Consider the following 26599-nt stretch of genomic DNA (forward strand, 5'->3'; position numbering starts at 1 on the left):
CCCCGGCGTGTGCGTGGTCGTCGTGGTCACGAGCGCAGGTCCCGTCCGGTGAGTTCGAGGAAGACGTCTTCGAGGGTGCGGCGCTCGACCGAGAGCTTCTCCGGGAGCACGCCGGCCTGGGCGCACCAGCTGGTGACGGTCGCCAGCAGCTGCGGGTCGACCGGGCCCTCGATCAGGTAGCTGCCCGGCGTCAGCTCGGCGGCGGAGGAGCCGTCCGGCAGCGCCTTGAGCAGGGCGCCGAGGTCCAGGCCACCGCGGCCCTGGAAGCGCAGCGTGTTCGCGGCCCCGCCGCGGCACAGCTGCTCCGGGCTGCCCTGGGCGATGACGCGGCCCCGGTCGACGATGGCGATGTCGTCCGCGAGCTGCTCGGCCTCGTCCATGTGGTGGGTGGTGAGCACGATGCTGACGCCGTCCCGGCGCAGGTCGCGGACCAGGTCCCAGGTCGCCCGGCGGGCCTGCGGGTCGAGCCCGGCGGTCGGCTCGTCGAGGAAGACCAGCTCCGGCCGTCCGACGACGGCCATCGCGAGGGCGAGCCGCTGCTGCTGGCCGCCGGAGAGCCGGCGGTAGACGGTGCGGCCGCAGGAGCCGAGGCCGAGGCGCTCCGACAGTTCGTCGACGTCGAGGGGGTTCGCGTGCAGCTCGGCGGTGTGCCGCAGCATCTCCGTCGCCCGGGCGCCGGGGTAGACACCACCCGATTGGAGCATCACGCCGACGCGGGGCTTCAGCTCCGCCGCCTGGGTCACCGGATCGAACCCGAGGACGCGCACGCTCCCGGCGTCGGGGCGGCGGTAGCCCTCACAGGTCTCGATGGTGGTGGTCTTCCCGGCCCCGTTCGGCCCGAGGACCGCGGTGAGCGATCCGCGATGAACGGTGAGGTCAAGGCCATCGACGGCGGTCTTGGCGCCGTACCGCTTGATGAGGCCCCGAATCTCGACTGCGGGGGCGTGGTCATGCATGCGGTCGAGTCTACGAACCGCCCCGCCCCGGATCCCAGATTAGGTAACCCTTAGTGATGGACCGCACTTTCCGCTGCGACCTGCGGCGCTTGTTCGTCCGGAAGGAATTACGCAACAATGGTGTTGTGAAAAACGTGCGCGAGCAGACTGAGGGACGCGAGGCGGTCGACGCGACCGCCCCCGCCCCGCATGCCGCCACGTCCTCGCGCGACCGTGTGGCCAGGTCCATCCTCGACCACGGCCCCTCCAGCGCGGCCGACCTGGCCGCGCGCCTCGGCCTGACCCAGGCCGCCGTGCGCCGCCACCTCGACGCGCTGACCGCAGCGGGCCTGGTGACCTCGCGGGAGCAGAAGGTCTACGGCCACCGCGGCCGCGGCCGTCCCGCGCGGGTGTTCCTGCTGACCGACTCCGGTCGCAGCACCTTCTACCAGGCCTACGACCGGCTCGCCGCGGACGCGCTCGGCTTCCTCGTGGAGGCCGTCGGCGGTGGCGACAAGGGCAAGGACGCGCTCGTCGCCTTCGCCCGTGCGCGCCTCGCCCGTGACGGGCAGCGGTACGCGCACGAGCTCGGCGAGTGCGCGGACACCGAGGCCAGGGCGCAGGCCCTGGCCGGAGCGCTCACCGCGGACGGTTACGCTGCCACGGTGCGCAGTGCGCCGCTCGGAGAGCAGCTCTGCCAGCACCACTGCCCGGTGGCGCACATCGCCGAGCAGTTCCCGCAGTTCTGCGAGGCCGAGACCGAGCTGTTCTCGCAGCTGCTGGGCACCCACGTGCAACGGCTGGCGACCATCGCCCACGGCGACGGGGTCTGCACGACCTTCGTCCCGAGAGCGGCCCCACCGCCGCACCAAGAGACGCATACAGAGACCACCAGCACGACCGATTCGACCGCCGCATCCGGGAGGAACCCCGCATGACCACCACCGCTCACCCGGAGCTCGAGGGCCTCGGCAAGTACGAGTTCGGCTGGGCCGACTCCGACGCGGCCGGCGCCGCTGCCAAGCGCGGTCTGAACGAGGACGTCGTCCGGGACATCTCGGGGAAGAAGAACGAGCCCGAGTGGATGCTGAAGCTCCGCCTCAAGGGCCTGAAGCTCTTCGACAAGAAGCCCATGCCCACCTGGGGCTCCGACCTCTCCGGCATCGACTTCGACAACATCAAGTACTTCGTCCGGTCGACGGAGAAGGCGGCGGAGTCCTGGGAGGACCTGCCCGAGGACATCAAGAACACCTACGACAAGCTGGGCATCCCGGAGGCGGAGAAGCAGCGCCTGGTCGCCGGTGTCGCCGCCCAGTACGAGTCCGAGGTGGTCTACCACCAGATCAACAAGGAGCTCGAGGCCCAGGGCGTCATCTTCCTGGACACCGACACGGCGCTCAAGGAGCACCCGGAGCTCTTCCAGGAGTACTTCGGCACGGTCATCCCGGTCGGCGACAACAAGTTCGCCTCGCTGAACTCCGCGGTCTGGTCCGGCGGCTCGTTCATCTACGTGCCGAAGGGCGTGCACGTCGAGATCCCGCTGCAGGCCTACTTCCGGATCAACACCGAGAACATGGGTCAGTTCGAGCGGACGCTGATCATCGTCGACGAGGATGCCTACGTCCACTACGTCGAGGGCTGCACCGCCCCGATCTACTCCTCGGACTCGCTGCACAGCGCCGTCGTCGAGATCATCGTCAAGAAGGGCGGCCGCTGCCGCTACACGACGATCCAGAACTGGTCGAACAACGTCTACAACCTGGTCACCAAGCGCGCCGTGGCGTACGAGGGCGCGACCATGGAGTGGGTCGACGGCAACATCGGTTCCAAGGTCACCATGAAGTACCCGGCCGTGTACCTGATGGGCGAGCACGCCAAGGGCGAGACGCTCTCCATCGCGTTCGCGGGCGAGGGCCAGCACCAGGACGCCGGCGCCAAGATGGTGCACATGGCGCCCAACACCTCCTCCAACATCGTCTCCAAGTCGGTGGCGCGAGGCGGCGGCCGCACCTCCTACCGCGGCCTGATCGAGATCGGCGAGGGCTCGCACGGCGCCAAGTCGAACGTGCTCTGCGACGCCCTGCTGGTGGACACGATCTCCCGCTCCGACACCTACCCGTACGTCGACGTCCGCGAGGACGACGTCTCCATGGGTCACGAGGCGACGGTCTCCAAGGTCTCCGAGGACCAGCTCTTCTACCTGATGAGCCGCGGCATGACGGAGTTCGAGGCGATGGCGATGATCGTCCGCGGCTTCGTGGAGCCGATCGCCAAGGAGCTGCCGATGGAGTACGCGCTGGAGCTCAACCGGCTGATCGAGCTGCAGATGGAAGGTGCCGTCGGCTGATCCGGCCCGACCGCCACCCCAGCTGCCCATAGTCCTTTCCAGAAAGCGAGTTGCACGACAGCCATGGCTGACGTCACCACCACCCCCGGAGGGTCCACCACCTCCGGCTCGATCAAGGTCGCCGGTGTGCCCGGCGAGTTCTCCGCCCAGCCGACGGACGCCCGCGGCGAGGCCGTCGCGTCCTACGACGTGAACGACTTCCCGGTCCCGCACGGCCGTGAGGAGAACTGGCGCTTCACGCCGCTGCACCGGCTCAAGGGCCTGCACGACGGCACCGCCGAGGCGACCTCCGGCGCGATCAAGGTCGACGTGACCGCCCCCGAGGGCGTGCTCGTCACCGCCGTCGAGCGCGACGACGCCCGGGTGGGCGCCGCCGGCAAGCCGGTCGACCGCGTCGCGGCTCAGGCCTTCAGCAGCTTCGGCAAGGCCGGTCTGGTCTCCGTCCCGAAGAACGCCGTGCTGACCGAGCCGATCCGGATCACCATCCACGGCCAGGGCGGCGTCGCCTACGGCCACCAGGTGATCGAGGTCGGCGCCTTCGCCGAGGCCGTGGTCGTGATCGAGCACACCGGTGACGCCGTGCTCGCCGCCAACGTGGAGTACCTGATCGGGGACGGCGCCAAGCTGACCGTCGTCTCCGTCCAGGACTGGGAGGACACCGCCGTCCACGTCGCCCAGCACACCGCGCTGGTCGGCCGCGACGCGAGCTTCAAGTCCGTGGTCGTCACCTTCGGCGGCGACGTGGTGCGCCTGCACCCGCGGGTGATCTACAACGGCACCGGCGGCGAGGCCGAGCTCTACGGCCTGTACTTCGCCGACGCGGGCCAGCACCTGGAGCACCGCCTCTTCGTCGACCACGACACGCCGCACTGCCGCTCCAACGTCGCCTACAAGGGCGCGCTTCAGGGCCAGGACGCGCACGCGGTCTGGGTCGGTGACGTGCTGATCCGCGCCGAGGCCGAGGGCACCGACACCTACGAGCTCAACCGCAACCTGCTGCTGACCGACGGCGCGCGGGTCGACTCGATCCCGAACCTGGAGATCGAGACCGGCGAGATCGTCGGCGCCGGCCACGCCTCCGCCACCGGCCGCTTCGACGACGAGCAGCTCTTCTACCTGCAGTCGCGCGGCATCCCGGCCGACGAGGCCCGCCGCCTGGTGGTGCGTGGCTTCTTCGCCGAGCTGGTCCAGCAGATCGGCCTGCCGGAGCTCCAGGAGCGTCTGATCGAGAAGATCGACGCCGAGCTGGAGGCGTCGGTCGGATGAGCAGCAACGGCTTCGTGCGCGTCGCCGCGCTGAGCGAGCTGGAGGCCGACACCCCCAAGCGGGTCGAGGTCGACGGTGTCGCCGTCTCGGTGGTCGCCACCGAGGGCGAGGTCTTCGCCGTCAACGACATCTGCTCGCACGCCAACGTGTCGCTGTCCGAGGGCGAGGTGGAGGACTGCATGATCGAGTGCTGGCTCCACGGCTCGCGCTTCGACCTGCGCACCGGCAAGCCCTCGGGCCTCCCCGCCACGCGGCCCGTCCCTGTCTACCCCGTAAAGATCGAAGGGGACGATGTGCTCGTCTCCGTCACCCAGGAGTCCTGAGTCCATGGCAACGCTTGAAATCCGCGACCTGCACGTCTCCGTCGAAGCCGAGAACGGCCCGCGCGAGATCCTCAAGGGCGTCGACCTCGTCGTGAAGCAGGGCGAGACCCACGCGATCATGGGCCCGAACGGCTCCGGCAAGTCCACCCTGGCCTACTCGCTGGCCGGCCACCCGAAGTACACCATCACCTCCGGCACGGTGCTGCTGGACGGCGAGGACGTGCTGGCCATGTCGGTCGACGAGCGCGCCCGCGCCGGTGTCTTCCTGGCCATGCAGTACCCGGTCGAGGTCCCCGGCGTCTCGGTCTCCAACTTCCTGCGCACCTCCGCCACCGCGATCCGCGGCGAGGCCCCCAAGCTCCGCACCTGGGTCAAGGAGGTCAAGGAGGCCATGGCCGACCTCCAGATGGACCCGGCCTTCGCCGAGCGCAACGTCAACGAGGGCTTCTCCGGCGGTGAGAAGAAGCGCCACGAGATCCTCCAGATGGAGCTCCTCAAGCCGAAGATCGCGATCCTCGACGAGACCGACTCGGGTCTGGACGTCGACGCGCTGCGCGTCGTCTCCGAGGGCGTCAACCGGGTGCGCGAGACCGGTGAGGTCGGCACCCTGCTGATCACCCACTACACGCGCATCCTGCGCTACATCAAGCCGGACTTCGTCCACGTCTTCGCGGGCGGCAAGATCGTCGCCTCCGGCGGCCCCGAGCTGGCCGACCAGCTCGAGGAGAACGGCTACGAGCAGTACGTGAAGGGCGGTGCAGCCGAGTGATCCATACCTCTCGCACGCTGGACGTGGACGCGATCCGCAAGGACTTCCCCGTCCTGTCGCGGATCCTGCCCAACGGCAAGCCGCTGATCTACCTCGACAACGCGGCGACCTCGCAGAAGCCCAAGCAGGTCCTGGACGCGCTGACGGGCTACTACGAGCTGCACAACGCCAACGTCCACCGGGGTGTGCACACGCTCGCCGAGGAGGCCACGGCGCTGTACGAGGGCGCGCGTGACCTGGTCGCGTCCTTCATCAACGCGCCGAGCCGCGACGAGGTGGTGTTCACCAAGAACGCCTCCGAGTCGCTGAACCTCGTCGCGAACATGCTCGGCTGGGCCGAGGAGCCGTACAAGGTCGACGCCGACTCCGAGATCGTCATCACGGAGATGGAGCACCACTCCAACATCGTCCCGTGGCAGCTGCTGGCGCAGCGCACCGGCGCGAAGCTGAAGTGGTTCGGCCTGACCGACGACGGCCGCCTCGACCTGTCCCACATCGACGAGATCATCACCGAGAAGACCAAGGTCGTCTCGTTCGTGCTGGTCTCCAACATCCTGGGCACCGTCAACCCGGTCGAGGCGATCGTCCGCCGCGCCCAGGACGTGGGCGCGCTGGTGGTCATCGACGCCTCGCAGGCCGCCCCGCACATGGTGCTGGACGTGCAGGCGCTGGAGGCCGACTTCGTCGCCTTCACCGGCCACAAGATGCTGGCGCCCACGGGCATCGGCGTCCTGTGGGGCCGTCAGGAGCTGCTGGAGGACCTCCCGCCGTTCCTGGGCGGTGGCGAGATGATCGAGACCGTCTCCATGCAGTCCTCGACCTACGCCCCCGCGCCGCACAAGTTCGAGGCGGGCACCCCGCCGATCGCGCAGGCGGTCGGTCTGGGCGCGGCCATCGAGTACCTGAACGGCGTCGGCATGGACGCGATCGCGGCGCACGAGCACGCGATCACCGAGTACGCACTGAACCGCCTGGCGGAGGTCCCCGACCTGCGGATCATCGGCCCGACCACGGCCGAGGACCGCGCGGCGGCGATCTCCTTCACCCTGGGCGACATCCACCCGCACGACGTGGGCCAGGTGCTGGACGAGCAGGGCATCGCCGTGCGCGTCGGCCACCACTGCGCGCGACCGGTCTGCCTGCGGTACGGAATTCCGGCGACCACGCGGGCGTCGTTCTACCTGTACTCCACCGAGGCGGAGGTGGACGCCCTGATCGACGGGCTGCACCACGTCCGAGCCTTCTTCGGTTAGTCGGAAAGGGAGCGGCGGCTCGATGAAGCTCGACTCGTTGTACCAGGACATCATCCTGGACCACTACAAGAACCCGCACGGCCGTGGCCTGCGCGACGGCGACGCAGAGGTGCACCACGTCAACCCGACCTGCGGTGACGAGATCACCCTGCGGGTCAAGCTCGACGGGACGGTCCTGCGGGACGTCTCGTACGAGGGCCAGGGCTGTTCGATCAGCCAGGCCAGCGCCTCGGTGCTGAACGAGCTGCTGGTCGGCAAGGAGCTGGGCGAGGCCCAGAAGATCCAGGAGGCCTTCCTGGAGCTGATGCAGTCCAAGGGCCAGCAGGAGGGCGACGAGGAGGTGCTGGAGGACGCGATCGCGTTCGCCGGCGTCTCCAAGTACCCGGCGCGCGTCAAGTGCGCCCTGCTGAGCTGGATGGCCTGGAAGGACGCCACGGCGCAGGCCCTGGCCGGAGCGCCCGTCAAGGAGAGCGCATGAGCGAGACCGAGGCCGCCTCGACCGAGGCTGCCGCCACCGAGGCCGCCGACACCGAGGCGACCGGGTTCACGGGTACCACCCAGGGCACGGTCGCGGTCGAGGACCTGATGGAGGCCCTCATGGACGTCGTCGACCCCGAGCTCGGGATCGACGTCGTCAACCTGGGCCTGATCTACGGCGTTCACATCGACGAGGGCGACGTCGCCACCGTCGACATGACGCTGACGTCCGCGGCCTGCCCGCTGACCGACGTCATCGAGGACCAGGCCCGCACGGCCACCGACGGCCTGGTCAAGGACCTGCGGATCAACTGGGTCTGGATGCCGCCGTGGGGCCCGGACAAGATCACCGACGACGGCCGCGACCAGCTGCGCGCGCTCGGCTTCAACGTCTGACTTCAACGTCTGACGTCCCCTCTCGCAGGGTCGCCGGTCACCCGGTGACCCTGCGGTAGGTGTCGTAGGCGACGTCGTCGAAGTAGGTCGAGTAGACGTAGTCGTCCGGGTCGTCCGGGATGTTGCCGGACTCGGTGACCCCGTCGAGGTACCCGTAGCCGCCCGTGTACCGGGCGTACCAGGGCCCGCCGCTGCTGCCGTGCGAGACCTGGCAGCGGCTGAACCTGACGATCTTCTTGATGGCGGGATACGCCAGCTTCGTCCTCCCCGAGCAACTGGTGAGCCGGGCGAGACTGTCGAAGTATCCGAACGCCTTCACCTCCTGGTGGAAGTCCGCGTTGAACTCCAGACCGTACTGGGTGACCAGGTCGGCCACCTTTCGGTGGTGGGTGTCGGGGTCCGCGCCCAGGAACGCGAGGTCGCTGTCGACCGAACCGTCCAGGTACCAGCCCGGCTCGACCGCCGCCTTGTGGATCGGGAAGACGCCGTAGGGCGGCCGCTTGCCCTTCTGGTAGGCGGGGACGAAGAAGACGTGTTCGAGCCAGCCGACCCGCCCCTTGGCGCCGTTCTCCTTCGGGTCCCAGACGTAGATGCAGTGGGCGGCGGTCGCGAGCACGGACTGTCCCGCCGGACTGAGGACCACACTGGCGGTGCAGTAGGTGCACCTCCCCTTGGCGTCCTCGCCGTAGACCAGGCCCACCGAGTCGTTGTCCGTGTACGGCTTGTGCGCGGCGCGCGGGCGGGGCACGCCCAACCGCCGCGCGCGTGGGGCCGAGTGCGCACCGGGCCAGGAGCCGACGAGGTCCCCGGCCGCGACCTGCGGAGCGACGCCCCGGCCCTCGTCGGGCTTGCAGGAGTCCACCACCGCGCTCGTCGGCGCCCGATGGGCGGCTGCGACGGCCGGCGGTTGCGTCGGCAGCGCCGACAGGACGAGCGCGGTCAGGACACCGAGGATCCGTGATCTTCTCATCGCGCCAGGCTGCCGACCCGTGCGGTTCGTGAGCAAACAGATACCGCCGATTGGGCCAAGGCGCCATGCGAGTGGCGCTTGCAACACAATGTGACTCATGAGGTTTCTCGCCGCCCTGTGCGGAGCGCTGCTGCTGATCACCGTCGTCGGCAGCGTGCTGCGCACCCTCGTGGTGCCGCGGGGCCTCTACTCGGCGCTGGTGTTCCGGCTGACGAAGTCGCTGCGGACCCTCCTGCGCTGGAGCGCGGCCCCGCTCGGCACCTTCCGGGCGATGGACCGGGCGCAGGCGTGGCTGGCCCCGCTGGTGCTGACCGGCATGCTCACGGCCTGGCTGGGCGGCATGCTCGTCGCCTACTCGCTGCTGCTCTACGGCTTCTCGGACCTGAGCTTCGCCACGGCCGTCAGGGAGGCGGGCTCCAGCCTGTTCACCCTCGGCTTCGCCAGCGGCAGCCGGCTGAAGCTCTCCGGCCTGGACTTCGTCGCCGCGGCCAGCGGGCCGCTGGTGATCGCCCTCCAGATCGCCTACCTGCCCACCCTCTACAGCGCCTACAACCGCCGGGAGACGGAGGTGACCCTGCTGGAGTCCCGTGCGGGCGAGCCCGCCTGGGGGCCGGAGCTGCTGGCACGGCAGTGGCTGGTGGACACCCAGACCGCGCTGCCCACGCTCTACAAGGACTGGGAGCGGCTGGCCGCGGACATCGGTGAGAGCCATTCCAACTACCCGCTGCTGCTCTCCTTCCGTTCACCCCGGCCGCAGCGCAGCTGGGTCGTCGCGCTGCTCGCGGTGATGGACGCGGCCGCGATCCAGCTCGCGATCGCCCCCAAGGGGGCCCCGCCGGAGGCCCGGCTGGTGCTGCGGGCCGGGTTCAGCTCGCTGCGCGACATCGCCCGCACGATGCGGGTGCCGTTCGACCCCGACCCCGAGCCGACCGCGCCGATCCGGCTCACCTACGCCGAGTTCGACGCCGCCGTGGCCATGATCACGGCGAGCGGCTTCGCGAAGGAGCGGTCGGTCGAGGAGGCCTGGGTGCACTTCCGCGGCTGGCGGGTCAACTACGAGGGCATCGTCTACGAGCTCGCCCGCTGGACCGACGCCGTCCCGGCGCTGTGGAGCGGCCCGCGCGACTTCGCGGTCACCCCGATCCCGCCGCGGCGCCCGCAGGACCGGCGGCCCGCCGAACGGTACTGAGCGGGCGTGTTCGCCGCCCCGCTCAGCGGGTAGGGGCCCCGTCAGGAGGCGGCCATGCACTTCGCCCTCGGCCGGCCCGCGCACCACGGCCCCGTCCGCCCGGCTCTCACCCCCGCCGGGGGGAAGGTTCCGCCTGTGCGCCCGGGCCGTCGTCCGCAGAAGCCGGTACGGGACGGCTCGGAGCCGAGCACCGCGCTCAGCGACCTGCCGGCGCGGCGGCTGCTGGCGCGCGTCTTCGGCCCCGTCTACGCGGCCGGCGCGGTGCTGTTCTCGCTGATGGCGGCCGCCGCGAAGCCCACCGACACGGCGGCGCGCAACACCTGGATCGCCTTCGCGGCGGTGTGCGCGGTGCTGGCGCTGATCGCGGCGGTGGACCTGCTGGTCATCCGCGCCCGGATGGCCGCGGAGCGGCGCGCGGGCCTGGCCTGGCGGCACGACCGTCCGTGGGTGATGCGGGGCGACGTGGTCCAGCGGCGCGAGGACCGCCCCGACCACCGCGACGAGCTGCCGCCCGGATCCTAGGACGCTCCCACCCGCAGCTAGTAGAACCAGTAGCCCAGGTGCGCCGTAGTGGCGGCGCAGCGCCCCGAGCCAAGGGACGGAGTAGGACAGGAACTGTCCTACTCCGTCCCGATCGGTGTCCGTCCCGTCAGTCCCGCGACCGGAGCGAGCCCGCCGCGAGTGCCAGGCAGGCCGCCGCGGCGACGGCCGCGAACGAGGCGAAGGCGGGGAGGATGCCGTAGGCGCGGGCCAGGAAGCCCACCCCGACGATCGGCAGCGAGCTGCCCAGGTAGACGACCACCCACAGGGTGCTCAGCTGCGAGGCCCGCTGGCCGGGCTCCAGCGCCGCCGAGGCCCGGGTGAACAGTGCCCGGAACGCCAGCCCCTGGCACGCGCCCGCGAGCACGCTGCCCACGAAGAGCAGCGCGGGGACGTGCCCGTAACCGGCCAGCACCACCAGGCCGAGGCCCGCCGCCAGGCCCGTCATGCCCAGCGCGGGCACCGCCCGCGAGCGGGTCGGCCGCGCCAGCAACTGCGCCGACGCGGACGAGCCGAGCAGCAGCGCCGCGACGCCCGCACCCGCGAGCGGAGCGCGCGTGTGCAGCAGGGAGGCGGCATAGCTGGGCGCCAGGCTCAGGTAGACGCCGAAGACCGCGTAGGAGACGAAGCCGGTGGCCGCCGCGAGCAGGAAGACGCCGCGGCCCCGCCGGGGCAGGCTCAGCGCGCGGGGGCGCAGGCTGGCGCGGTGGCGGGCGGCGCGCGCCGCCGCGTCGTGGCCGGGGGAGCGGGGGTGCAGCAGGGCCAGCGGCACGCACAGCGCCAGCAGCGCCACGGCGTGCAGCAGGAACGGCGTGACGACCGGGTCCGCGCCGCGGGCCAGCGCCGCGCCCAGCAGCGGACCGAGCGCGACGCCGCCGGCGGACGCGGCGAGGGTCAGCTTGGCCGCGACCGAGGGGCGGTCCGGCAGCAGGTCGGCGAGGGCCGCCCCGGCCGCGCCGGTGGCCAGGCCCACGGCGACGCCCTGGATGCCGCGGCCGAGCGCGAGCTCGCCGAGGCTGCCGGCGGAGGCGAAGACCGCGTCGCCCGCGGCCGCGAGCGCGACGGCGGGCAGCACCAGGGCGCGGCGGCCGAGCTGGTCGGACCAGTGGCCGACGGCGGCGAGCACGGGGACCAGCGCGAAGACGTAGACGGTGAACAGCAGCGTCGTGTCCACCGGGGTCAGACCGAGACGGGCCTGAAGCGCAGGGTAGAGGGGCGTCGCCAGGTTCGCGCCGATCAGCAGCAGCAGCAGCACGGCGACGGTCAGGCCGACGCGGACGCCGCGCAACGCGTTCCAGCGGCTCAACGTCCGAAGACGGAGGCGTTCGCGCGGGGCGAGTTCGAGAGGGAGCAGGGCCTCGGTCAGTCGGGTGCCGACCGGGGTCAGGTCCGCCATGGCAGGGTTCTCCTGGCGTCTGGGCTCCGGGCCGTCCGGCGGGGTGTGCCGGGTGAGTCCGGGTGGAGCAGGCGTGCGGGGGACGTGCGGGATGTCGGCGCGAGGGTGTGCGCTGTCAGCCCAGCGGAGGATACGTGCTGGTCACCCGTCAAGGGAAACGACGGCCGGCCCTGCCAGGGACTACCCTCGGCGTCAGAAGCGGTGTTCGTGCGTCAACAGGTGCGAAGGACGGTCGGGAACATGGGAGCGCGCAGCCGTAAGGACGGCACCGTCGGCGAGGGCGTGCCCCTGCCCGCGGACCTCGATCTGGAGACCCTGTACGGAGCCGGTGCCGTCGAGGGCTACGACGCGAGCGACCCGGATGCGACGGACGAGGACGACCTCGTGCTGGTCCCGCCGGTGCGTCTCGCCGCGCCCGCGGAGCTGGCCGCGTCCGCGCTGGCCGCGCCGCTGGTCGCGCAGACCGTCGCGCTGGCCCGCTGGGTCGGCGAGGGCAAGCCCGTGGACGAGTGGGGCGAGCTCTCCGAGGAGCACGCCGGTGCCGCGGCCGCCGCGATCGGGCTGGACCCTACGGGCGTCGGTGAGGTCGAGCGGGCCTGGGCGCTCGCCGTCGACCTGGAACTGATCGTCCTGGAGTCCGGCAAGGACACGGCCGAGGACGCGCCGGAGCGCGGCCTGGCCGGTCCGGAGCTGGCCCGCCTGGAGGCGGGCGACCCGGAGGCCGTCCTCGACACCTGGCTGACCGCCGCGTCCGTGATCGCGCAGACCGCGGTCGAGGCCGCGATCGAGGACATCGAGGCGGCGCAGCGCGAGGACGAGGAGGAGGACGACGAGGAGGACGACGACGACGCGGAGCCGTCCGCCTCCGCCGGGGCCTCTGCCGGGGCGGAGCCGGAGGACGAGTCCGAGGAGGAGTACGCGCGGCTGGAGGAGGCCCGCGAGGAGGCCCAGGGCCTGCTCGACGACGCCCTCCAGGTGCTCTACGAGACCCGCGCGCTGGCCCCGACCGAGGTCGAGCAGACGCTGCCGCTCGGCGTCCTGGCCGCCCTGCTGGTCGTCCCCGAGGGCGAGGACCCGACCGAGGAGCTGCTCGGCGAGATCACCGAGACCATGGTGCTGCTCGACCCGATGCTCCAGGAGCTCGCGGACCTCGGCATTCTCGACTACCGCCCGATCGACCCCACCCTGTTCGAGGAGAGCGAGGACGGCGACGCCCCCGCGGCCGAGCTGGAGGAGCTCGACCCGGAGGAGGTCGACCGCTTCGGTCACGTCCGGCTGACCGATCTGGGGCTGTTCGGCGTCCGCGAGTGGCTGCTGGAGGACGGCATCGACGCCCCCCTGGTGGGCGCGCACGCCCAGGGCGACGCGGCGGAGCTGCTGCGCGGGATCTGCGAGTCCGCGAACGTCCTGCCGGAGGAGGAGATCGTCGAGTGGCTGGTCGGCCGGGAGCCGCTGACGGCCGCGACGGAGCTGCTGGCCGCCGCGCGCGGTGACGACCTGGTGGCGCCGGTGCGCCGCCTGTACTGCCAGGTGGCGCTGCGCCGACTCGGCGAGCCCGCCGTTCCGGCGGTCCGGGAGGTCCTGGGCGACCCGGAGCTCGTCGGCATCGCCGGCGCGTGGCTGACCGAGCTCGGCGCGACGGACCTGCCGCAGCCGGAGCGGGCCACGGTGCTGTGGACGACGGTCGACGCGCTGGCGGCCCAGCTGATCGACACCGGCGGCCAGGCGGAGGCGATGCGCGAGCTCGTCGAGATGCTCCCCGGCCCCGACGGCCCGGACCGCTTCTTCGACGACCTGTGGCGCGTCGACCACACCTACACCCGCGCCGTCCTGGAGGCCGTGGGCGAGCTCCACCCGGACAAGTCGGTGGCCAAGATGGCCCGGAAGGCCGCGTACAAGGCCAAGTCGCAGGGGCGGTGATGATCATCACAGCCGGTCGGCGTTGCAGGTGGGACACGGTTGTCGGAGTACGGAACACCGCATAGTAGGGTGCGCGGGTCGAGCAGAAAGAGGCCCGCGTGTCCCGCCCACCGTTTCCCGAGTCGCCCACCCTGCAGCTGAGGACGGTGACGTCGTCCGAGCAGGAGCTCCAGCCCGCGACGGAGCCCGACTCGGTGCCCGCGACGGAGCGGATCGTCCCTCAGCGGAGCCGCCCGCGGCTCTACGCCCTCGACGGACTGCGGCTCGTGGCGGCGCTGGCGGTGGTCGTCTTCCACTACGTGGGGTACGACCACCTCGGCTACCAGGGTGCCTGGCACAAGCCGACGGGCGTGGTCTTCCCCACGCTGCACGAGATCGCCTCCTACGGCTGGCTCGGGGTCGAGTTCTTCTTCCTGCTCAGCGGCTTCGTCATCTGCATGTCGTGCTGGGGGCGTTCGGTCCGGGACTTCGCGGTCTCCCGGGTCATGCGCCTCTACCCGGCGTACTGGTTCTGTGTGTTGCTCACCGGGACCGTGTACCGCCTGTACGGCGACCGGTCGATGACGCCGGAGCGGATCCTGACCAACCTGACCATGCTTCACGAGCCGATCGGCGTGGCGCATGTGGACCCGGTCTACTGGTCGCTCTGGGCAGAGGCGCGGTTCTACCTCATCTTCTCGGTCGTGGTGCTGATGGGCCTGACCTACCAGCGGGTGCTCGGCTTCTGCGCGATCTGGCTGGTCGGCTCGGTGCTGGCGCCCGCGTCCGGGCTGCCGCTGCTGGTGACCCTCTTCCAGCCGACGTACGCCCCCTTCTTCGTCGGCGGCATCGTGATGTTCCTGATGTACCGGTTCCGGCCCAGCCCGCTGCTCTGGCTGCTGCTGGGCGCCTCCTGGTTGCTGGCCCAGCACCAGACGCTCACGCTCCTCAAGGAGGAGGGCGGCTGGTCCGCCCATCTGCACCTGTCCTGGAGCGTGGGCGTGGTCCTGGTGAGCGCCTGCTACGTGGTGATCCTCGCGATCGCGCTCGGCAAGCTGTCGTTCCTCAACCGCCGCTGGCTGGTCACCGCCGGGGCGCTGACCTACCCCCTGTACCTGCTGCACGAGGAGCTCGGCTGGCTGGTCATCAGGCAGTTGGCCGACCGGGTCCCCCCGCAGGAACTGCTGGCCGGTGTGGTGCTCCTGATGCTGCTCGGTGCCTATCTGATCCACCGGATCGTGGAGCGCCCGCTCGCGAACCGGCTCAAGGCCTGGCTGACTCTGCCCGTTCCGGTGCCCGTGCGACGCGGCACCGCGGCGTAGCACCCGCGCGAGGCCCGGAGAACGGCGGGCCAAGCCGTTCCGGCGCGAACGGAACTGGCCCCCCTGCGAGCGCGTGTGCGAGAGTGTGCGCCGGTTCCGTGGAGGGGGCAAACAGGGATGAACGGCCAGAACGCTCCGGGCGAGATCTACTTCAGCAACAACTACCGCGACCTGTGCCAGCAGTACGGCACCGGCGCCGGATTCCAGTTCGAGTTCAACTGCTCGCGCTGCCAGGACACCTGGCGCTCCGCCTTCCAGCCCTACGCCAGCGGGCGGGTCTCCGGCTGGCTGGACAAGGCCGTCGGCAGCGCCTGGGGCGCGCTGGGCCGCGCGGGCAGCGAGGCGTCCGCCGCGCTGGACGGCCTGGTCGGCGCGAACTGGGGTCCCGCCAAGGACGCCGCGTTCCGGCGGGCCGTCGGGGACGCGCAGGGGCACTTCAACCGCTGTGCCCGCTGCACCCACTACGTCTGCGACCGGTGCTGGAACCCCGCGCAGGGCCTGTGCCACAACTGCGCGCCCGACACCGCCGCCGAGGTCGCGGCCGCCCAGCAACGCGGGCTCAACGACGTGGCGAGCTCCCGTGCCTACGACCTGGGCGGCAGCCAGGGCAACACCTACGACCTGGACCGGCCGTTCCAGCTGGTCTGTCCGCAGTGCCACGCCGAGACGCACGGCGCGAACTTCTGTCCGGCGTGCGGCCACCGGCTGGGCGGGCAGGACGCCTGCGGGTCCTGCCACGCCGAGCTGCCGCAGGGGGCGGCGTTCTGTCCCCACTGCGGCACGCGTCGCTGACGGTTCGGTTCCCGGGCTCTACAGGACGGCGGGCGCGAGCTCGTCGCCGAGGGGCCGGTCCTGGTCGGCGCCGTGCATGCGGCGGTCCGGGCGGCGCACGAGGAGGTAGGCCAGGCCCGCGAGGGTCACCGTGCCGACGCCGAGCAGCGCCGCCCAGACCTGGTACCAGGGCGCGCCCACCGGCGCGAGGATGCTGCGCGGCCAGCAGATGTTGACGACCTCGAAGCCGGTCCACAGCACCGCGAGCAGGTTCACCGGCGTGCCCAGCCGGCCGTAGCGCACCGCTCCGGCGGGCTTCCAGACGCCACGCAGCCGGGCGACCAGGGCGACGAGCGTGAGCAGGAAGAACGGGACGAACGTCGCGGCGCTGCCGAAGGTGATCAGGCTGCCCATGGCCGAGGTGCTGAGGCCCAGCGGCAGGGCGGCGCAACTGATCACCGTGGCGGCGACGAGGCCACCGATCGGCGCCTTGTGCTTGTTGACCTTGCGGACCTGGCGGGAGAAGGGGAACACCTCGTCGCGGGCGAGCGAGTAGAGCCCACGGGCGGCGCCGCCCTGCGAGGCCATCAGGCAGGCGGAGAAGCTGATCAGCACGACCACGACGAACGGCTTCTCGGCCCAGCCGCCGAAGGCATGGGTGACGGCGGTGGTGACGGGGTCGAGGTCCTTGCCGGACACGACGTCCGCCGGGTTCGGGTGGGCGAGCTCGACCGAGATCGCGTTGAGGATCACGACCAGGCCGACGCTGAGCAGCGACCACCACATGGCCTTGGGCACCTGCCGGGCGGCGTCCTTGGTCTCCTCGGCCGTCGAGACACAGGCGTCGAACCCGATGAAGGCCCACCCGGCCACGGCCACGGCGGCGAGCAGCGCGCCGGTGTCACTGACGCCGAGCCCGGCGGGCGCGTTCAGGAAGTCGGTCAGCAGCGAGAAGCCGTGCTGCCGGAAGACCAGCAGCAGCGTGAACCCGACCAGCACCGAGGCGACGGCCTCGGCGGCGATGCCGAGGCTGACGAACCACCGCAGGAAGTTGATGCCGTAGGCGTTGACCAGGGTGCAGCAGAGCATGAACCCCACCGAGACCAGCACCTGCTCGGTGGGCGTCGGCACGGCACCGAAGAGCGCGAAGACCCACGGTGAGGCGAGATAGGCCACGGTGGTGTTGCCGAACATCACCGCGAACTGCCACATCCAGCCGCTGAGCCAGGCGAAGGCCGGGCTCGCCAGGCGCCGGCTCCACTGGTAGGCGCCGCCGGCCAGCGGCCACTGCGAGGCCAGCTCGGAGTAGATCGCCACCACGAGGCACTGCCCGAGCAGGCAGATCGGCAACGCCCAGATCCATGCCCCACCGGCCACGCTCATGCCGACCTGTGCGGCGGCGTAGAGGCCGACGACTGGCGAGACGACGGCGAAGCCCATGGAGATGTTGCCGAGGACGCTCAGGCTGCGTCTGAGCTCCTGCCGGTAGCCGAGCGCCTCGAGGCGCTCGGCGTCGGTCGTGGCCTGCGTGGTCTCTTCGGCCATGGGCCGCCTCCGTCCATAAAACTAACTTAGTTAGTCAGTGGTGTGAAGTGGGACGATAGCCGCCGAAGACCGAGAGCGGAAGAGGGGGATCGGCGTGGGCCGACCGAGCAGGGCGCTGTTGACCCGCGAGCGGATCGCGCTCGCCGCGTTGCAGGTGGTGGACGAGGAGGGTCCCGACGGCCTCACCATGCGGGCGCTGGCCGAGCGGCTCGGGGTGAAGGCGGCGTCCCTCTACAACCACGTCGAGAGCAAGGACGCGCTGGTCGACGACGTCTCGGAGCTGGTCAACGAGGAGGTCGACCACGCCCCGCTGGCCGACCCCGACTGGCGGGCCGGCCTCACGGCGTACGCGCGGGGCTACCGCGCGGTCTTCCTGCGCCACCCCAACACCATCGCCCTGCTGGCCCGCCGCCGCGTCGAGGCGGCCCGCGCCCTGCGCGGCTACGACGCCCTGCTCGGCCTCCTGGGCCGCGCGGGCCTCCCCGCGGCGGACGCCGCGGAGGTCGCGGCGGCGCTGGACTACCTGGTCCTCGGCTCCGCCCTGGAGACCTTCACCGCGGGCTTCACCCGCGAGCCCGCCGCGTACCGGCCGGAGTACCCGTCCCTGGCCGACGCCCTCGACGCCTCCTCCGCCCGCGGCGGCGGCCCGTCCGGCCTCGACGACCGCGGCTTCGAACTCGGGCTCCGCCTCCTCCTCGACGGCGTGGCGGCGCGACGCCCGTAGTCCTCCAGGTAGTCGCGTCCTCCAGGTGGTACGACCTCAGCTGGTCACGTCGACGCCGAACGCCGCGCCGTGGAAGGTCACCGGGTCGAAGGGGTCCGTGGCGGACACCGTGCCGCCGCGCAGGCTCGTGCCGGGGGTGGCCGTCGCGGACAGCGTGAGCGGGAGCTCCTCCACCTCGTCGCGCCAGGTCAGCGGCGCGCCGGGGTAGCGGCAGGTGAGGACGAGGCGGGCCGCGTCCGGCGCGCAGCGGTACCCGGAGGGGCTCGCCCAGTGGCTCCGCGCGGGCGCGCGGAAGGTGAAGACCGCGGGGCCGGTGTACTCGTTCGAGGGCCCCGCGTTGCCGAGGACCGCCAGGAGCCGGACCGTCTCGCCGGGCTTGCCCCGGGCCGGCAGGACCGTCGCCACGACGTGGACCACCGGCGCCCCGGTGACCACGTCGTAGGCCGCCGTCGCCCGGTCGTTCCCGCTGGTCGCCGTCACCGCGCACCGCTCCGTCGCGTGCGGGGGGACGGAGGCGCCGAGCTTGACCGTGACGGTGTGGCTGACCGTCTCGCCGGGGGAGACCCCCGCCCCGAGGGTGAAGGAGACGCCGTCGGGCACGGGTGTCAGGGTGAGGCCGGGATCCGCGGAGTAGGTGTTCGGCACGAAGCCGTGCACGACCACGGTCGTCGGCGCGGTGGTCGGCGTGGAACCGAAGTTGGTCACGTGGACGCCCAGCGCCTGCGCCGTCCCCGGTGGGACCGCCGCGCCGGGCCAGTCGAGCGCGAGGGAGAGGGCGCGGCCGTCGCCGACGTGGGTGGGCGCCGTGCAGTGGGCGGGGTCCGTGCGGTGGGCCGGGTCCGTGCGGTGGGTGCGTGCCTGCGCGAACGACGCCGCCGGGAGCACGGCGAGGGTCAGCACGGCGGCGAGCAGGCCCCGGCGGGCGGAGTGAAGGAGCGTCATGCTCCCACGGTCCGCCGGGAGACGGCGCGACGGCAGGTGACGTGCGGACGGTCGGTGTGGCGTCAGCCGATCGGGGGAGGGGTATCGAAGAGCGGGGTGCGCGGGGACGGTCCGGGTGCCTAGGGTGGACGCCGGGGACGGAAGGGGAGACACGGTGAGGTATCGCGGAGGCGACGAGCCCGGCGACGGTCCCGAGGACCTGTTCCGCCGACTCGCCCAGCGGGACCACGAACTGCTGTCCGACGTCGCGTTCCCCGTCTACGCGCCCACGGCGCCCGCGCTCGCGCCGCTGGCCCTGGCGGGATACCAGGTGGCCAACGGGGAGTTGGTGAAGGTCGACCTCGTCCACGGTGACTGGTTCGTGGGCCCCCTGGTCCAGGTCACCTCGCTGACTCCCGGTGCGGGCGGGGACGGGGTGACGGAGGCGTCGGCCCTGCTGGAGGACCTGCTGGCCGTCGAGCGCGAGCGCCCGCGCACGAGCGGGGCGGCCCCGGACGGTCCTGACGCGCGCGAGCCGGCCGAGGAGGGCCCGGCCGAGATCGTCGTCGGCGGCGTGCCGGCGCCGGCGATCCTGCGGCGCGAGGGCCCCATCTGGGTCGCCCGCCTGCGCGCGCCGGACGGGCAGGCCCGGCTGCTGGTGACGGGCCGGGGCGTGCCGCCGGAACAGGTCGCCCTCGGCGTGGTCACCGAGCTCGGCCCGTACGCGGAGGGCCGGCAGACGTTGCTCACCGAGCTGACGGCCCGCAACGCCGCCCGGGCCAAGAAGCTCGCGGAGACGAGCGAGCCGGAGGCCGAGGAGCCGCTCGGGCTGGCGGACCACCGGCGCCTGGTGGACGTGTGCGTCGCCGACGCGTTGCGCGTCGAGGCGGCGGTGCGCGCCCACCGCCTGCCCCTCTCCACCGCGGCGGAGGGCCGGGAGCAGCGCGGGCTGTGGGAACGGGCGGTGCGTCAGCAGATGCGCCTCGCCGGGGAGGACCGCTTCGAGGCGGACGAGTCGGTGACCGCCATGGTCAACCACCTGTCCTCGCTGGCCCAGCACGCCGACTGGTTCACCGACCCGGCCTCCGCGGACGCCGCCGAGGCCGCGGTGGAGGAGAGCATCCGCTTCACCGCCCTCGCCAGCGAGGTGCGCAGCGCGCCGGCCCAGCGCGCCTGGCTGCGCCAGTGGCACCACCTCGACGAGCCGCCGATCCCGCTCGCCGACGTGGTCGCCCCGGAGGAGCGCCGCCTGCGTGTCGAACTCGTCCTCCAGGCGCGGGCGACCTGGCTGGACCTGTGGCGCGCGTGGCTCTCCGAGCGGACGGACGACACGACATGACGCACCCGCAGGCGCCCCGCTCGTCGGCGTGGAGGGCGACGCGCCGGCGGTCGTGGAGGACTGGCGAGCGCTACCTGCTCGACGGCGACACCGTCCCGTACGTCGCGCTGCGCCCGCTGGGCCCCGTCACCTGACGGTCCGGTCGGCTGACGGTCACGTCCCCGGCGGGAGCCGCAGCTGGAGCATCGCCAGCACCCGCTCCTCCGGGCGGGAGAGGTCCAGGGAGGTGAGCTGTTCCGCGCGGCGGACGCGGTAGCGCAGGGTGTTGGGGTGGATGTGGAGGGCCGCGGCCGCCTCGCGCACGTCGCCGAAGGCGTCCAGCCAGGCCAGCACGGACGGGGCCAACTGGCCGCCGTGCTCGGCGTCGTGGGCGAGGAGCGCGGTCAGCCGCGGGTCGCGGACGGACGGGGTGGCGGCGAGGAGGTCGAGCGTCTCCGCGAGCAGCACCTGCGCGCGGACCTGCGCCAGGTCGGCGACCTGCGCGCCGACGCGGCCGGACACCATCGCGTCGAGCACCCGGTCCGCCTCGCGCCGGGACGCCGCCGCGCCGGCCAGGCTCGGCGCGAGCGCGCCGAGCGCGCCACGGACCACGATGGCCTCCCCGCCGACCGGAACCCCGGACACCGAGCCAACGGTGGCGGCGCCTGCCGCCGTGCCGGGCGGCGAGACCGCCGCCGTCCCGCCCGCGCCTGCGCCTGCGCCCACCCGTGCACCTGCGCCCGCCCGCGCCGTCGCGGCACCGCCCGGCGCGGCCGGGGAGAGATGGCGGGTGGCGGCCTCGGCCAGCTCGCGGGCCCAGCCGAGCAGCGTCGCCGGGGCGACTCCCCGGGGGAGCTCCGGCAGCAGCACGTAGACGCGTTCGTCCACCGCCGTCGTGAGCGCGCTGCGGTGGCGGGCGGCGGCGTGGACCGCCATCAGGCTGAGCGTCTCCTCGCGGTGCAGCTCGTCCGAGCCGGGGCCCGAACCCGGCAGGGCGAAGCCGAGCACCGCCGCCGGACGCTTCGCGTCCAGGCCGAGGTGGCCCGCCAGTGACTGAGCGCCGGTGGTGCCCTCCAGCACACCGGAGAGCAGGTTCTGGGTCAGCCGCAGCTCCGAACTGACCGAGCGCCGCCGCCGCATCAGCTGCAACGCGGCGACGCGCGCCGCACCCAGCAGCGCCTGGTCGGCGCGTTCGGTCAGTGGGGTCGCGCCCTCCTGCACCCAGATCGTGCCCAGCTGCCGCTCCCCGGAGCGGATCGCGACGACCAGGCGGCGCCGCAGGCCCAGCTCGGGGTGCTCGTCGATGGCGACCACCGTGTCGCCCTCGCGCAGCCGCTGGAAGACACCCCACTCGCGCAGCTTGGACAGGTACGGCTCGGGCCCCTGCCAGCCGAGGATGGTGAGCCGCCGCAGGTCGTCGATCTCGTCGGAGTCGGCCGAGCGCGAGTAGGCGAGGATCCGGTTGGCGGTGTCCTCGATGCTGACGATGCCGCCGGTCAGCACGGCGGTGGTCTGCGCGAGGGCGAACAGGTCGCCCTCCTCCACGCCGCCCTCGGCGGGCAGCACCGGGCGTCCGCTACCGAGCGCGGCGCGGGCCAGCGCGTCCAGGTGCTCCCAGCGCACCTCGCGGCGCACCGACAGCAGCGCGATCCCGGCCTGCTCGGCGAAGTCCCGCAGCGTGTCGCGCTGCGCGGGGGAGTCGATCCGGACCGCGACGGCCGCCGCGCCCGCCGCCGCGGCGGCGCGCAGCGCGGGGATCGCGGCGCGTCCGCGCACGCCGATGGCCAGCACCAGCTCGCCCGGCCGGGCCGCCGGCGGGTCCTCGGGGTCGAGCAGGCCCACGTCCACGGCCTCCACGTCGAGCCCGGCCGGCGCGCACTGGAGCTCCACGACAGGCTCGCCCAATGACATCAGCAGCTGCCGCAGCGTGATCCCGGCCGCGCCGGGCGCGGGTACCGGAAGGGCTCCGGGGGTGTTGTCCGATCCGACATGCTCCATGCCTGGATGCTAGGCGATCGGACAAAGAGCTGCCCGGTCCTCCGGGCCTAGCGTGAGCATCGACGCGAGAACCGCGTCGTCCGATCCGCTTGCGGAGCGTCCACCGCATGCACCACGACTGCGTGCGGTGGCGATCCGGGGGTCGGATCCTGAGGACAACTCGAGAACCCCACGACTCGATGAGGAGCACGCGCGTGTTGGACGCTGTGACCCAGATTCCGACGCCGGTCAACGAGCCGGTGCACAGTTACGCCCCGGGCACGCCCGAGCGTGCCCGCCTGGAGGCGGAGCTGAAGCGTCTGGACGGTCAGGCGCCCGTCGAGCTCACCATGACCATCGGCGGCGTGAAGCGCCTCGGCGGCGGCGAGCCGATCGACGTGGTCCAGCCGCACCGCCACGCCGCTGTGCTGGGCACCATGCGCAACGCCACCGCGGACGACGCCCGCGACGCTGTCGACGCGGCCCTGGCCGCCGCTCCGGCCTGGCGTGCCCTCCCCTTCGACGAGCGCGCCGCCGTCTTCCTGCGCGCCGCCGACCTGCTCTCGGGCCCGTGGCGCGAGACCCTGGCCGCCGCGACCATGCTGGGCCAGTCCAAGACCGCGCAGCAGGCCGAGATCGACACCCCGTGCGAGCTCGTCGACTTCTGGCGCTTCAACGTCCACTTCGCCCGCCAGATCCTGGCCGAGCAGCCGATCTCCTCCCCCGGCGTGTGGAACCGCACCGACCACCGCCCGCTCGAGGGCTTCGTCTACGCGATCACGCCGTTCAACTTCACGGCCATCGCTGGCAACCTGCCGACCGCGCCGGCGCTGATGGGCAACACGGTCGTCTGGAAGCCGTCCCCGACGCAGCAGTTCGCCGCGCACCTGCTGATGCAGCTGCTGGAGGAGGCGGGCCTGCCCAAGGGCGTCATCAACATGGTGACCGGCGACGGCCTGGCCGTCTCCGAGGTCGTGCTGCCGCACCGCGACCTGGCGGGCATCCACTTCACCGGCTCGACCCCGACGTTCCAGCACCTGTGGAAGACGGTCGGCGAGAACATCGCCTCGTACCGGACCTACCCGCGTCTGGTCGGCGAGACCGGCGGCAAGGACTTCCTGATCGCCCACCCGTCCGCCGACCCGGCCGCGCTCGCCACGGCGCTGGTCCGCGGCGCGTTCGAGTTCCAGGGCCAGAAGTGCTCGGCGCTGTCCCGCGCCTACGTCCCGGCCTCGCTCTGGGCGCAGATCAAGGACGACGTCAAGGCGACCACCGAGTCCCTGACCATGGGTGACGTCTGTGACCTCTCCAACTTCATGAGCGCCGTCATCGACGCCCGCGCCTTCGCGAAGAACAAGGCCGCCCTGGAGCGCGCGGCTGCCGACCCGCAGGTCGAGATCCTCGCGGGCGGCACGTGCGACGACAGCGTCGGCTACTTCGTCCGCCCGACCGTCCTGGTCGCCGCCGACCCGGCCGCGGAGTACTTCCGCGACGAGTACTTCGGTCCGATCCTGGCCGTCCACGTCTACGAGGACGCGGAGTGGGAGGCGACGCTGCGGCAGATGGAGTCGGTCTCCTCCTACGGCCTGACCGGCGCCGTCTTCGCCACCGACCGCGCGGCCGTCACGGAGGCGGCGTCCGTGCTGCGCTTCGCGGCGGGCAACTTCTACGTCAACGACAAGCCGACCGGTGCCGTCGTCGGTCAGCAGCCCTTCGGCGGCGGGCGCGCCTCCGGCACCAACGACAAGGCGGGCGCCGCGCAGAACCTGCTGCGCTGGACCTCGGCGCGCTCCATCAAGGAGACCTTCGTCCCGCCGACGGACCACCGCTACCCCCACATGGGCTGACGCGTTCCGCGTCCCCACCCCCTGAGCCGCCGCGCCCCCTCAACTCCCCCCGTGGAGGGGGCGCGGCACCCCAGGCCCTGCTTCTTCCGCACCCCTCCCTGCCATGGAGTTCTTGACATGCTCCGTTCCACCCTGCTGGCGGCGTCCCGCTCCCCGCGCTCCCGCAAGCTGATCGAGCAGCTCCCCCCGACCCGCGCGATCGTCAACCGCTTCGTCGCGGGTGAGACCCTCGCCGACGGCGTCTCGGTCACCGAGCAGCTGGTCGGCACCGGCCGCCGGATCACCCTCGACCACCTCGGCGAGGACACCGCCGACGCCTCCCAGGCCGCGGCCACCGCCGAGGCCTACGAGAAGCTCCTCGCGGCCCTGGCCGAGTCCGGTCTCGCCGACCGCGCCGAGGTCTCCGTCAAGCTCTCGGCGGTGGGCCAGTTCCTGCCCCAGGACGGCGAGAAGGTCGCCCTGGAGAACGCCCGCCGCATCTGCGAGGCGGCAGCCGCCGTCGGCACCACGGTGACCCTCGACATGGAGGACCACACCACCACCGACTCCACCCTGGGCATCGCCCGCGATCTGCGCGCGGACTACCCCTGGCTCGGCGTCGTCCTCCAGGCCTACCTCCACCGCACCGAGGACGACTGCCGCGAGTTCAGCGGCCCGGGCAGCCGGGTCCGCCTGTGCAAGGGCGCGTACCAGGAGCCGGCCTCGGTCGCCTACCAGAAGAAGTCCGAGGTCGACCTCGCCTACGTCCGCTGCCTCAAGATCCTGATGGCGGGCCAGGGTTACCCGATGATCGCCTCGCACGACCCCCGCCTCATCCGCATCGCGGGTGAACTGGCGGCCGCCAACGGCCGCGAGGCGGACTCCTTCGAGTACCAGATGCTCTTCGGCATCCGCCCGGAGGAGCAGGAGCGCCTCGTCGCCGAGGGCAACACCATGCGCGTCTACCTGCCCTACGGCAACGAGTGGTACGGCTACTTCATGCGCCGCCTCGCGGAGCGCCCGGCCAACCTCACGTTCTTCCTCCGCGCGCTGGCGACCAAGAGCTGACCCGTGCGACGACCGCTCCGGCCCGACGCCGGGGCGGTCCTTTCGCGCCGCGGTCCGATCGCGCCGCGGTGGCGCGAGGCCCTCGGGCGTGATCGAGCGCCGGGTTGGCCTCGATGTCGGCGTTCATGTCGGAGTCCGGCAGCAACGGCCGCCTCAGGGGAGGCCGGCTTCTGTGCGCATTTCCAGGCGGAGTTCGGCATAGCGCTCGTCGAAGGACCGCCGCAGCTCACGGTAGGGGGGCTCCCCGAAGGTGATCCCCGACTCGACCAGGTCACGCAGGTCCCGCAGGGTCCGGAGCGCCGCCGCAGACGCCCGTTCGACGCCGTCACCGGCGACGACGGAGACCTGGTAGCGGAGTGCGTACGCGCCGCCGTTCTTGAACGCGTCCCTGGCGATCCGCCCGCGCTCGTCCCCGGTGAGGCCGACGTTCCGTGACGCGTCGCGTATGTCGTCGAGAGTTCGCCAGAGGGCGGCCAGGTACTCGGCGTAGAGCTGGCGATTCGACTCCCGGCGCCTGTCGAGGTGGTCACGTCGCCACCGCACCTTGTCGGTGAGGAGGGTCGAGGTGATACCGATGCCCGCGCCGACCCCGGCGCTCAGGAGCGTTGCCCAGTCCACCACTTGAGGCTATGGCCTGCGGCCTGCGGCTGTACGGGCGTTCGAGGTGGTAGCCGCGGGTGCGGCAGGGCACAATCTCCCCGCCCCGCTTTACGGCTTTTTCTGGACGGAGACACCCGTGCTCGACCTGTACCCCCGTGACTACCGGCTCGCAGGATGGACCTTCGCGGTCGCCGCGGCCGTGACCGTGCTCGTCGGAGGGGTCATCGTCTGCAGGTGACCGCGCGGAGCCCCTCCCGAGCCGCGCCCGAGTGCGGGGGCAGGAGGAGGCCCCGGCGCGGACGGGGGGACCGTGCCGGGGCCAAGCTGGCCGCTCAGACCAGCAAAAACACCATATCGCCGCAGGTCAGAGCCGGGAAGGGGTTCCCGGTGCACCCCTCGCAGTGGTTCTGGCAGGTGAAGCTCCAGGCCGCCGACGAGGCCGCGCCCTAGAAGCCCGTCAGTGGCGCGCTGGCGGGCTGGGCGATGCCGCCGGTGTAGTCCGGGTCGGTCTGGTGGATCGGCGCGAGGCCGCCCACGACGTCGCCCGGGTCGGGCCGGACGTCGTGGGCGAACCCGATCACGCCGCCCACGGCGAAGACTGCCAGTGCGATCACGGCGGCGGGGCGTCGTGTCCTCGCGAAGTACTTCATGGTTCCCCCTCGTCAGTTGCGAGAGCACCAGTCTCCGCGCGCGCCCGGGGCGGACGAAACAGCTCCGCGGGAAGCGAGAGGGCAGGCTCCGGCGTGGCCCGAGCGCGGCGGCGCCTC

At 72.3% G+C, this 26599-nt stretch carries 26 protein-coding genes; 18 read left to right on the forward strand and 8 right to left on the reverse strand.

Features of this window, described 5'->3' with window-relative positions; all coding sequences use genetic code 11:
- Positions 1-26: 26 nt before the first annotated feature.
- Positions 27-956 (reverse strand): ABC transporter ATP-binding protein, encoded by a 930-nt coding sequence (locus ABH931_RS15020; RefSeq protein ID WP_370113294.1) that lies wholly within the window; start codon positions 954-956, stop codon positions 27-29.
- Between the two features lie 125 nt (positions 957-1081).
- Here ABH931_RS15020 and ABH931_RS15025 point away from each other — a divergent pair, with 125 nt between their 5' ends.
- From ABH931_RS15025 to ABH931_RS15060, 8 genes are all read left to right on the forward strand, one after another.
- Positions 1082-1873 carry a helix-turn-helix transcriptional regulator gene (locus tag ABH931_RS15025; RefSeq protein WP_370113296.1) on the forward strand — a complete coding sequence of 264 codons (792 nt, stop codon included), beginning with the start codon at positions 1082-1084 and terminating at the stop codon, positions 1871-1873.
- Positions 1870-3282, forward strand: a complete 1413-nt coding sequence (gene sufB / locus ABH931_RS15030; RefSeq protein WP_370113298.1) for a Fe-S cluster assembly protein SufB — start codon at positions 1870-1872, stop codon at positions 3280-3282. Before ABH931_RS15025 ends, sufB begins: the two co-directional genes overlap by 4 nt.
- A 63-nt stretch (positions 3283-3345) precedes the next feature.
- A complete protein-coding gene (gene sufD, locus ABH931_RS15035; protein WP_370113299.1) occupies positions 3346-4548 on the forward strand; it encodes a Fe-S cluster assembly protein SufD in 1203 nt (400 codons plus the stop codon).
- The gene (locus ABH931_RS15040) at positions 4545-4871 is read left to right on the forward strand and encodes a non-heme iron oxygenase ferredoxin subunit (RefSeq protein ID WP_370113301.1); all 327 of its coding nucleotides are present in this window, start codon (positions 4545-4547) and stop codon (positions 4869-4871) included. The genes sufD and ABH931_RS15040 overlap by 4 nt, the downstream gene beginning before the upstream one ends.
- A 4-nt stretch (positions 4872-4875) precedes the next feature.
- A complete protein-coding gene (gene sufC / locus ABH931_RS15045; protein WP_042441505.1) occupies positions 4876-5640 on the forward strand; it encodes a Fe-S cluster assembly ATPase SufC in 765 nt (254 codons plus the stop codon).
- Positions 5637-6893, forward strand: coding sequence for a cysteine desulfurase (locus ABH931_RS15050; protein WP_370113303.1), 1257 nt, complete (start codon positions 5637-5639; stop codon positions 6891-6893). Before sufC ends, ABH931_RS15050 begins: the two co-directional genes overlap by 4 nt.
- A gap of 22 nt (positions 6894-6915) precedes the next feature.
- Positions 6916-7371, forward strand: a complete 456-nt coding sequence (gene sufU, locus ABH931_RS15055) for a Fe-S cluster assembly sulfur transfer protein SufU (protein ID WP_370113305.1) — start codon at positions 6916-6918, stop codon at positions 7369-7371.
- A gap of 107 nt (positions 7372-7478) precedes the next feature.
- Positions 7479-7766: a metal-sulfur cluster assembly factor gene (locus tag ABH931_RS15060; RefSeq protein WP_042363931.1), complete on the forward strand. Its 288-nt coding sequence runs from the start codon at positions 7479-7481 to the stop codon at positions 7764-7766.
- A gap of 37 nt (positions 7767-7803) precedes the next feature.
- Here the strand turns inward: ABH931_RS15060 and ABH931_RS15065 are convergent, their stop codons facing one another.
- Positions 7804-8736 (reverse strand): serine protease, encoded by a 933-nt coding sequence (locus ABH931_RS15065; protein WP_370113307.1) that lies wholly within the window; start codon positions 8734-8736, stop codon positions 7804-7806.
- A 97-nt stretch (positions 8737-8833) separates the two neighbouring features.
- Here ABH931_RS15065 and ABH931_RS15070 point away from each other — a divergent pair, with 97 nt between their 5' ends.
- Positions 8834-9925, forward strand: coding sequence for a hypothetical protein (locus tag ABH931_RS15070; RefSeq protein WP_370113309.1), 1092 nt, complete (start codon positions 8834-8836; stop codon positions 9923-9925).
- Positions 9926-9979: 54 nt separating this feature from the next.
- Positions 9980-10447 (forward strand): hypothetical protein, encoded by a 468-nt coding sequence (locus ABH931_RS15075; protein WP_370113311.1) that lies wholly within the window; start codon positions 9980-9982, stop codon positions 10445-10447.
- 127 nt (positions 10448-10574) lie between these two features.
- Here ABH931_RS15075 and ABH931_RS15080 read toward each other — a convergent pair whose 3' ends face one another.
- The gene (locus tag ABH931_RS15080) at positions 10575-11861 is read right to left on the reverse strand and encodes an MFS transporter (RefSeq protein WP_370113313.1); all 1287 of its coding nucleotides are present in this window, start codon (positions 11859-11861) and stop codon (positions 10575-10577) included.
- Between the two features lie 240 nt (positions 11862-12101).
- Here ABH931_RS15080 and ABH931_RS15085 point away from each other — a divergent pair, with 240 nt between their 5' ends.
- From ABH931_RS15085 to ABH931_RS15095, 3 genes are all read left to right on the forward strand, one after another.
- Positions 12102-13781, forward strand: coding sequence for a hypothetical protein (locus ABH931_RS15085; protein WP_370113315.1), 1680 nt, complete (start codon positions 12102-12104; stop codon positions 13779-13781).
- Between the two features lie 98 nt (positions 13782-13879).
- The gene (locus ABH931_RS15090) at positions 13880-15082 is read left to right on the forward strand and encodes an acyltransferase family protein (RefSeq protein WP_370113317.1); all 1203 of its coding nucleotides are present in this window, start codon (positions 13880-13882) and stop codon (positions 15080-15082) included.
- Positions 15083-15199: 117 nt separating this feature from the next.
- Entirely contained in the window at positions 15200-15874 is a 675-nt protein-coding gene (locus ABH931_RS15095; protein WP_370113319.1) for a zinc-ribbon domain-containing protein, read from the forward strand.
- Positions 15875-15892: 18 nt separating this feature from the next.
- Here the strand turns inward: ABH931_RS15095 and ABH931_RS15100 are convergent, their stop codons facing one another.
- Entirely contained in the window at positions 15893-17398 is a 1506-nt protein-coding gene (locus tag ABH931_RS15100; RefSeq protein ID WP_370113321.1) for an APC family permease, read from the reverse strand.
- A gap of 94 nt (positions 17399-17492) precedes the next feature.
- On the opposite strand from ABH931_RS15100, the gene ABH931_RS15105 reads away from it, so the two are divergent.
- Positions 17493-18122 (forward strand): TetR/AcrR family transcriptional regulator, encoded by a 630-nt coding sequence (locus tag ABH931_RS15105; protein ID WP_370113323.1) that lies wholly within the window; start codon positions 17493-17495, stop codon positions 18120-18122.
- Positions 18123-18158: 36 nt separating this feature from the next.
- On the opposite strand, the gene ABH931_RS15110 is transcribed toward ABH931_RS15105, so the two are convergent.
- Entirely contained in the window at positions 18159-19064 is a 906-nt protein-coding gene (locus ABH931_RS15110) for a hypothetical protein (RefSeq protein WP_370113325.1), read from the reverse strand.
- A gap of 154 nt (positions 19065-19218) precedes the next feature.
- On the opposite strand from ABH931_RS15110, the gene ABH931_RS15115 reads away from it, so the two are divergent.
- Positions 19219-20382, forward strand: a complete 1164-nt coding sequence (locus ABH931_RS15115; protein ID WP_370113327.1) for a hypothetical protein — start codon at positions 19219-19221, stop codon at positions 20380-20382.
- Positions 20379-20516, forward strand: coding sequence for a hypothetical protein (locus tag ABH931_RS15120; protein WP_370113329.1), 138 nt, complete (start codon positions 20379-20381; stop codon positions 20514-20516). Before ABH931_RS15115 ends, ABH931_RS15120 begins: the two co-directional genes overlap by 4 nt.
- A 19-nt stretch (positions 20517-20535) precedes the next feature.
- Here ABH931_RS15120 and ABH931_RS15125 read toward each other — a convergent pair whose 3' ends face one another.
- On the reverse strand, positions 20536-22359 hold the full coding sequence (locus tag ABH931_RS15125; protein WP_370113330.1) for a PucR family transcriptional regulator: 1824 nt from the start codon (positions 22357-22359) through the stop codon (positions 20536-20538).
- A gap of 197 nt (positions 22360-22556) precedes the next feature.
- Between ABH931_RS15125 and pruA the strand changes: the two genes are divergently transcribed.
- Positions 22557-24185: an L-glutamate gamma-semialdehyde dehydrogenase gene (gene pruA / locus ABH931_RS15130; RefSeq protein WP_370113537.1), complete on the forward strand. Its 1629-nt coding sequence runs from the start codon at positions 22557-22559 to the stop codon at positions 24183-24185.
- Positions 24186-24302: 117 nt separating this feature from the next.
- Entirely contained in the window at positions 24303-25232 is a 930-nt protein-coding gene (locus tag ABH931_RS15135) for a proline dehydrogenase family protein (RefSeq protein ID WP_370113332.1), read from the forward strand.
- 153 nt (positions 25233-25385) lie between these two features.
- On the opposite strand, the gene ABH931_RS15140 is transcribed toward ABH931_RS15135, so the two are convergent.
- Together ABH931_RS15140 and ABH931_RS15145 are read right to left on the reverse strand one after the other, a co-directional pair.
- Positions 25386-25850 (reverse strand): hypothetical protein, encoded by a 465-nt coding sequence (locus ABH931_RS15140; protein ID WP_370113333.1) that lies wholly within the window; start codon positions 25848-25850, stop codon positions 25386-25388.
- A 428-nt stretch (positions 25851-26278) separates the two neighbouring features.
- Positions 26279-26482 (reverse strand): hypothetical protein, encoded by a 204-nt coding sequence (locus tag ABH931_RS15145; protein ID WP_370113335.1) that lies wholly within the window; start codon positions 26480-26482, stop codon positions 26279-26281.
- Positions 26483-26599: the final 117 nt, after the last annotated feature.

This window comes from Streptacidiphilus sp. MAP12-33 (genome assembly GCF_041261265.1).
Classification (GTDB): Bacteria; Actinomycetota; Actinomycetes; order Streptomycetales; family Streptomycetaceae; genus Streptacidiphilus.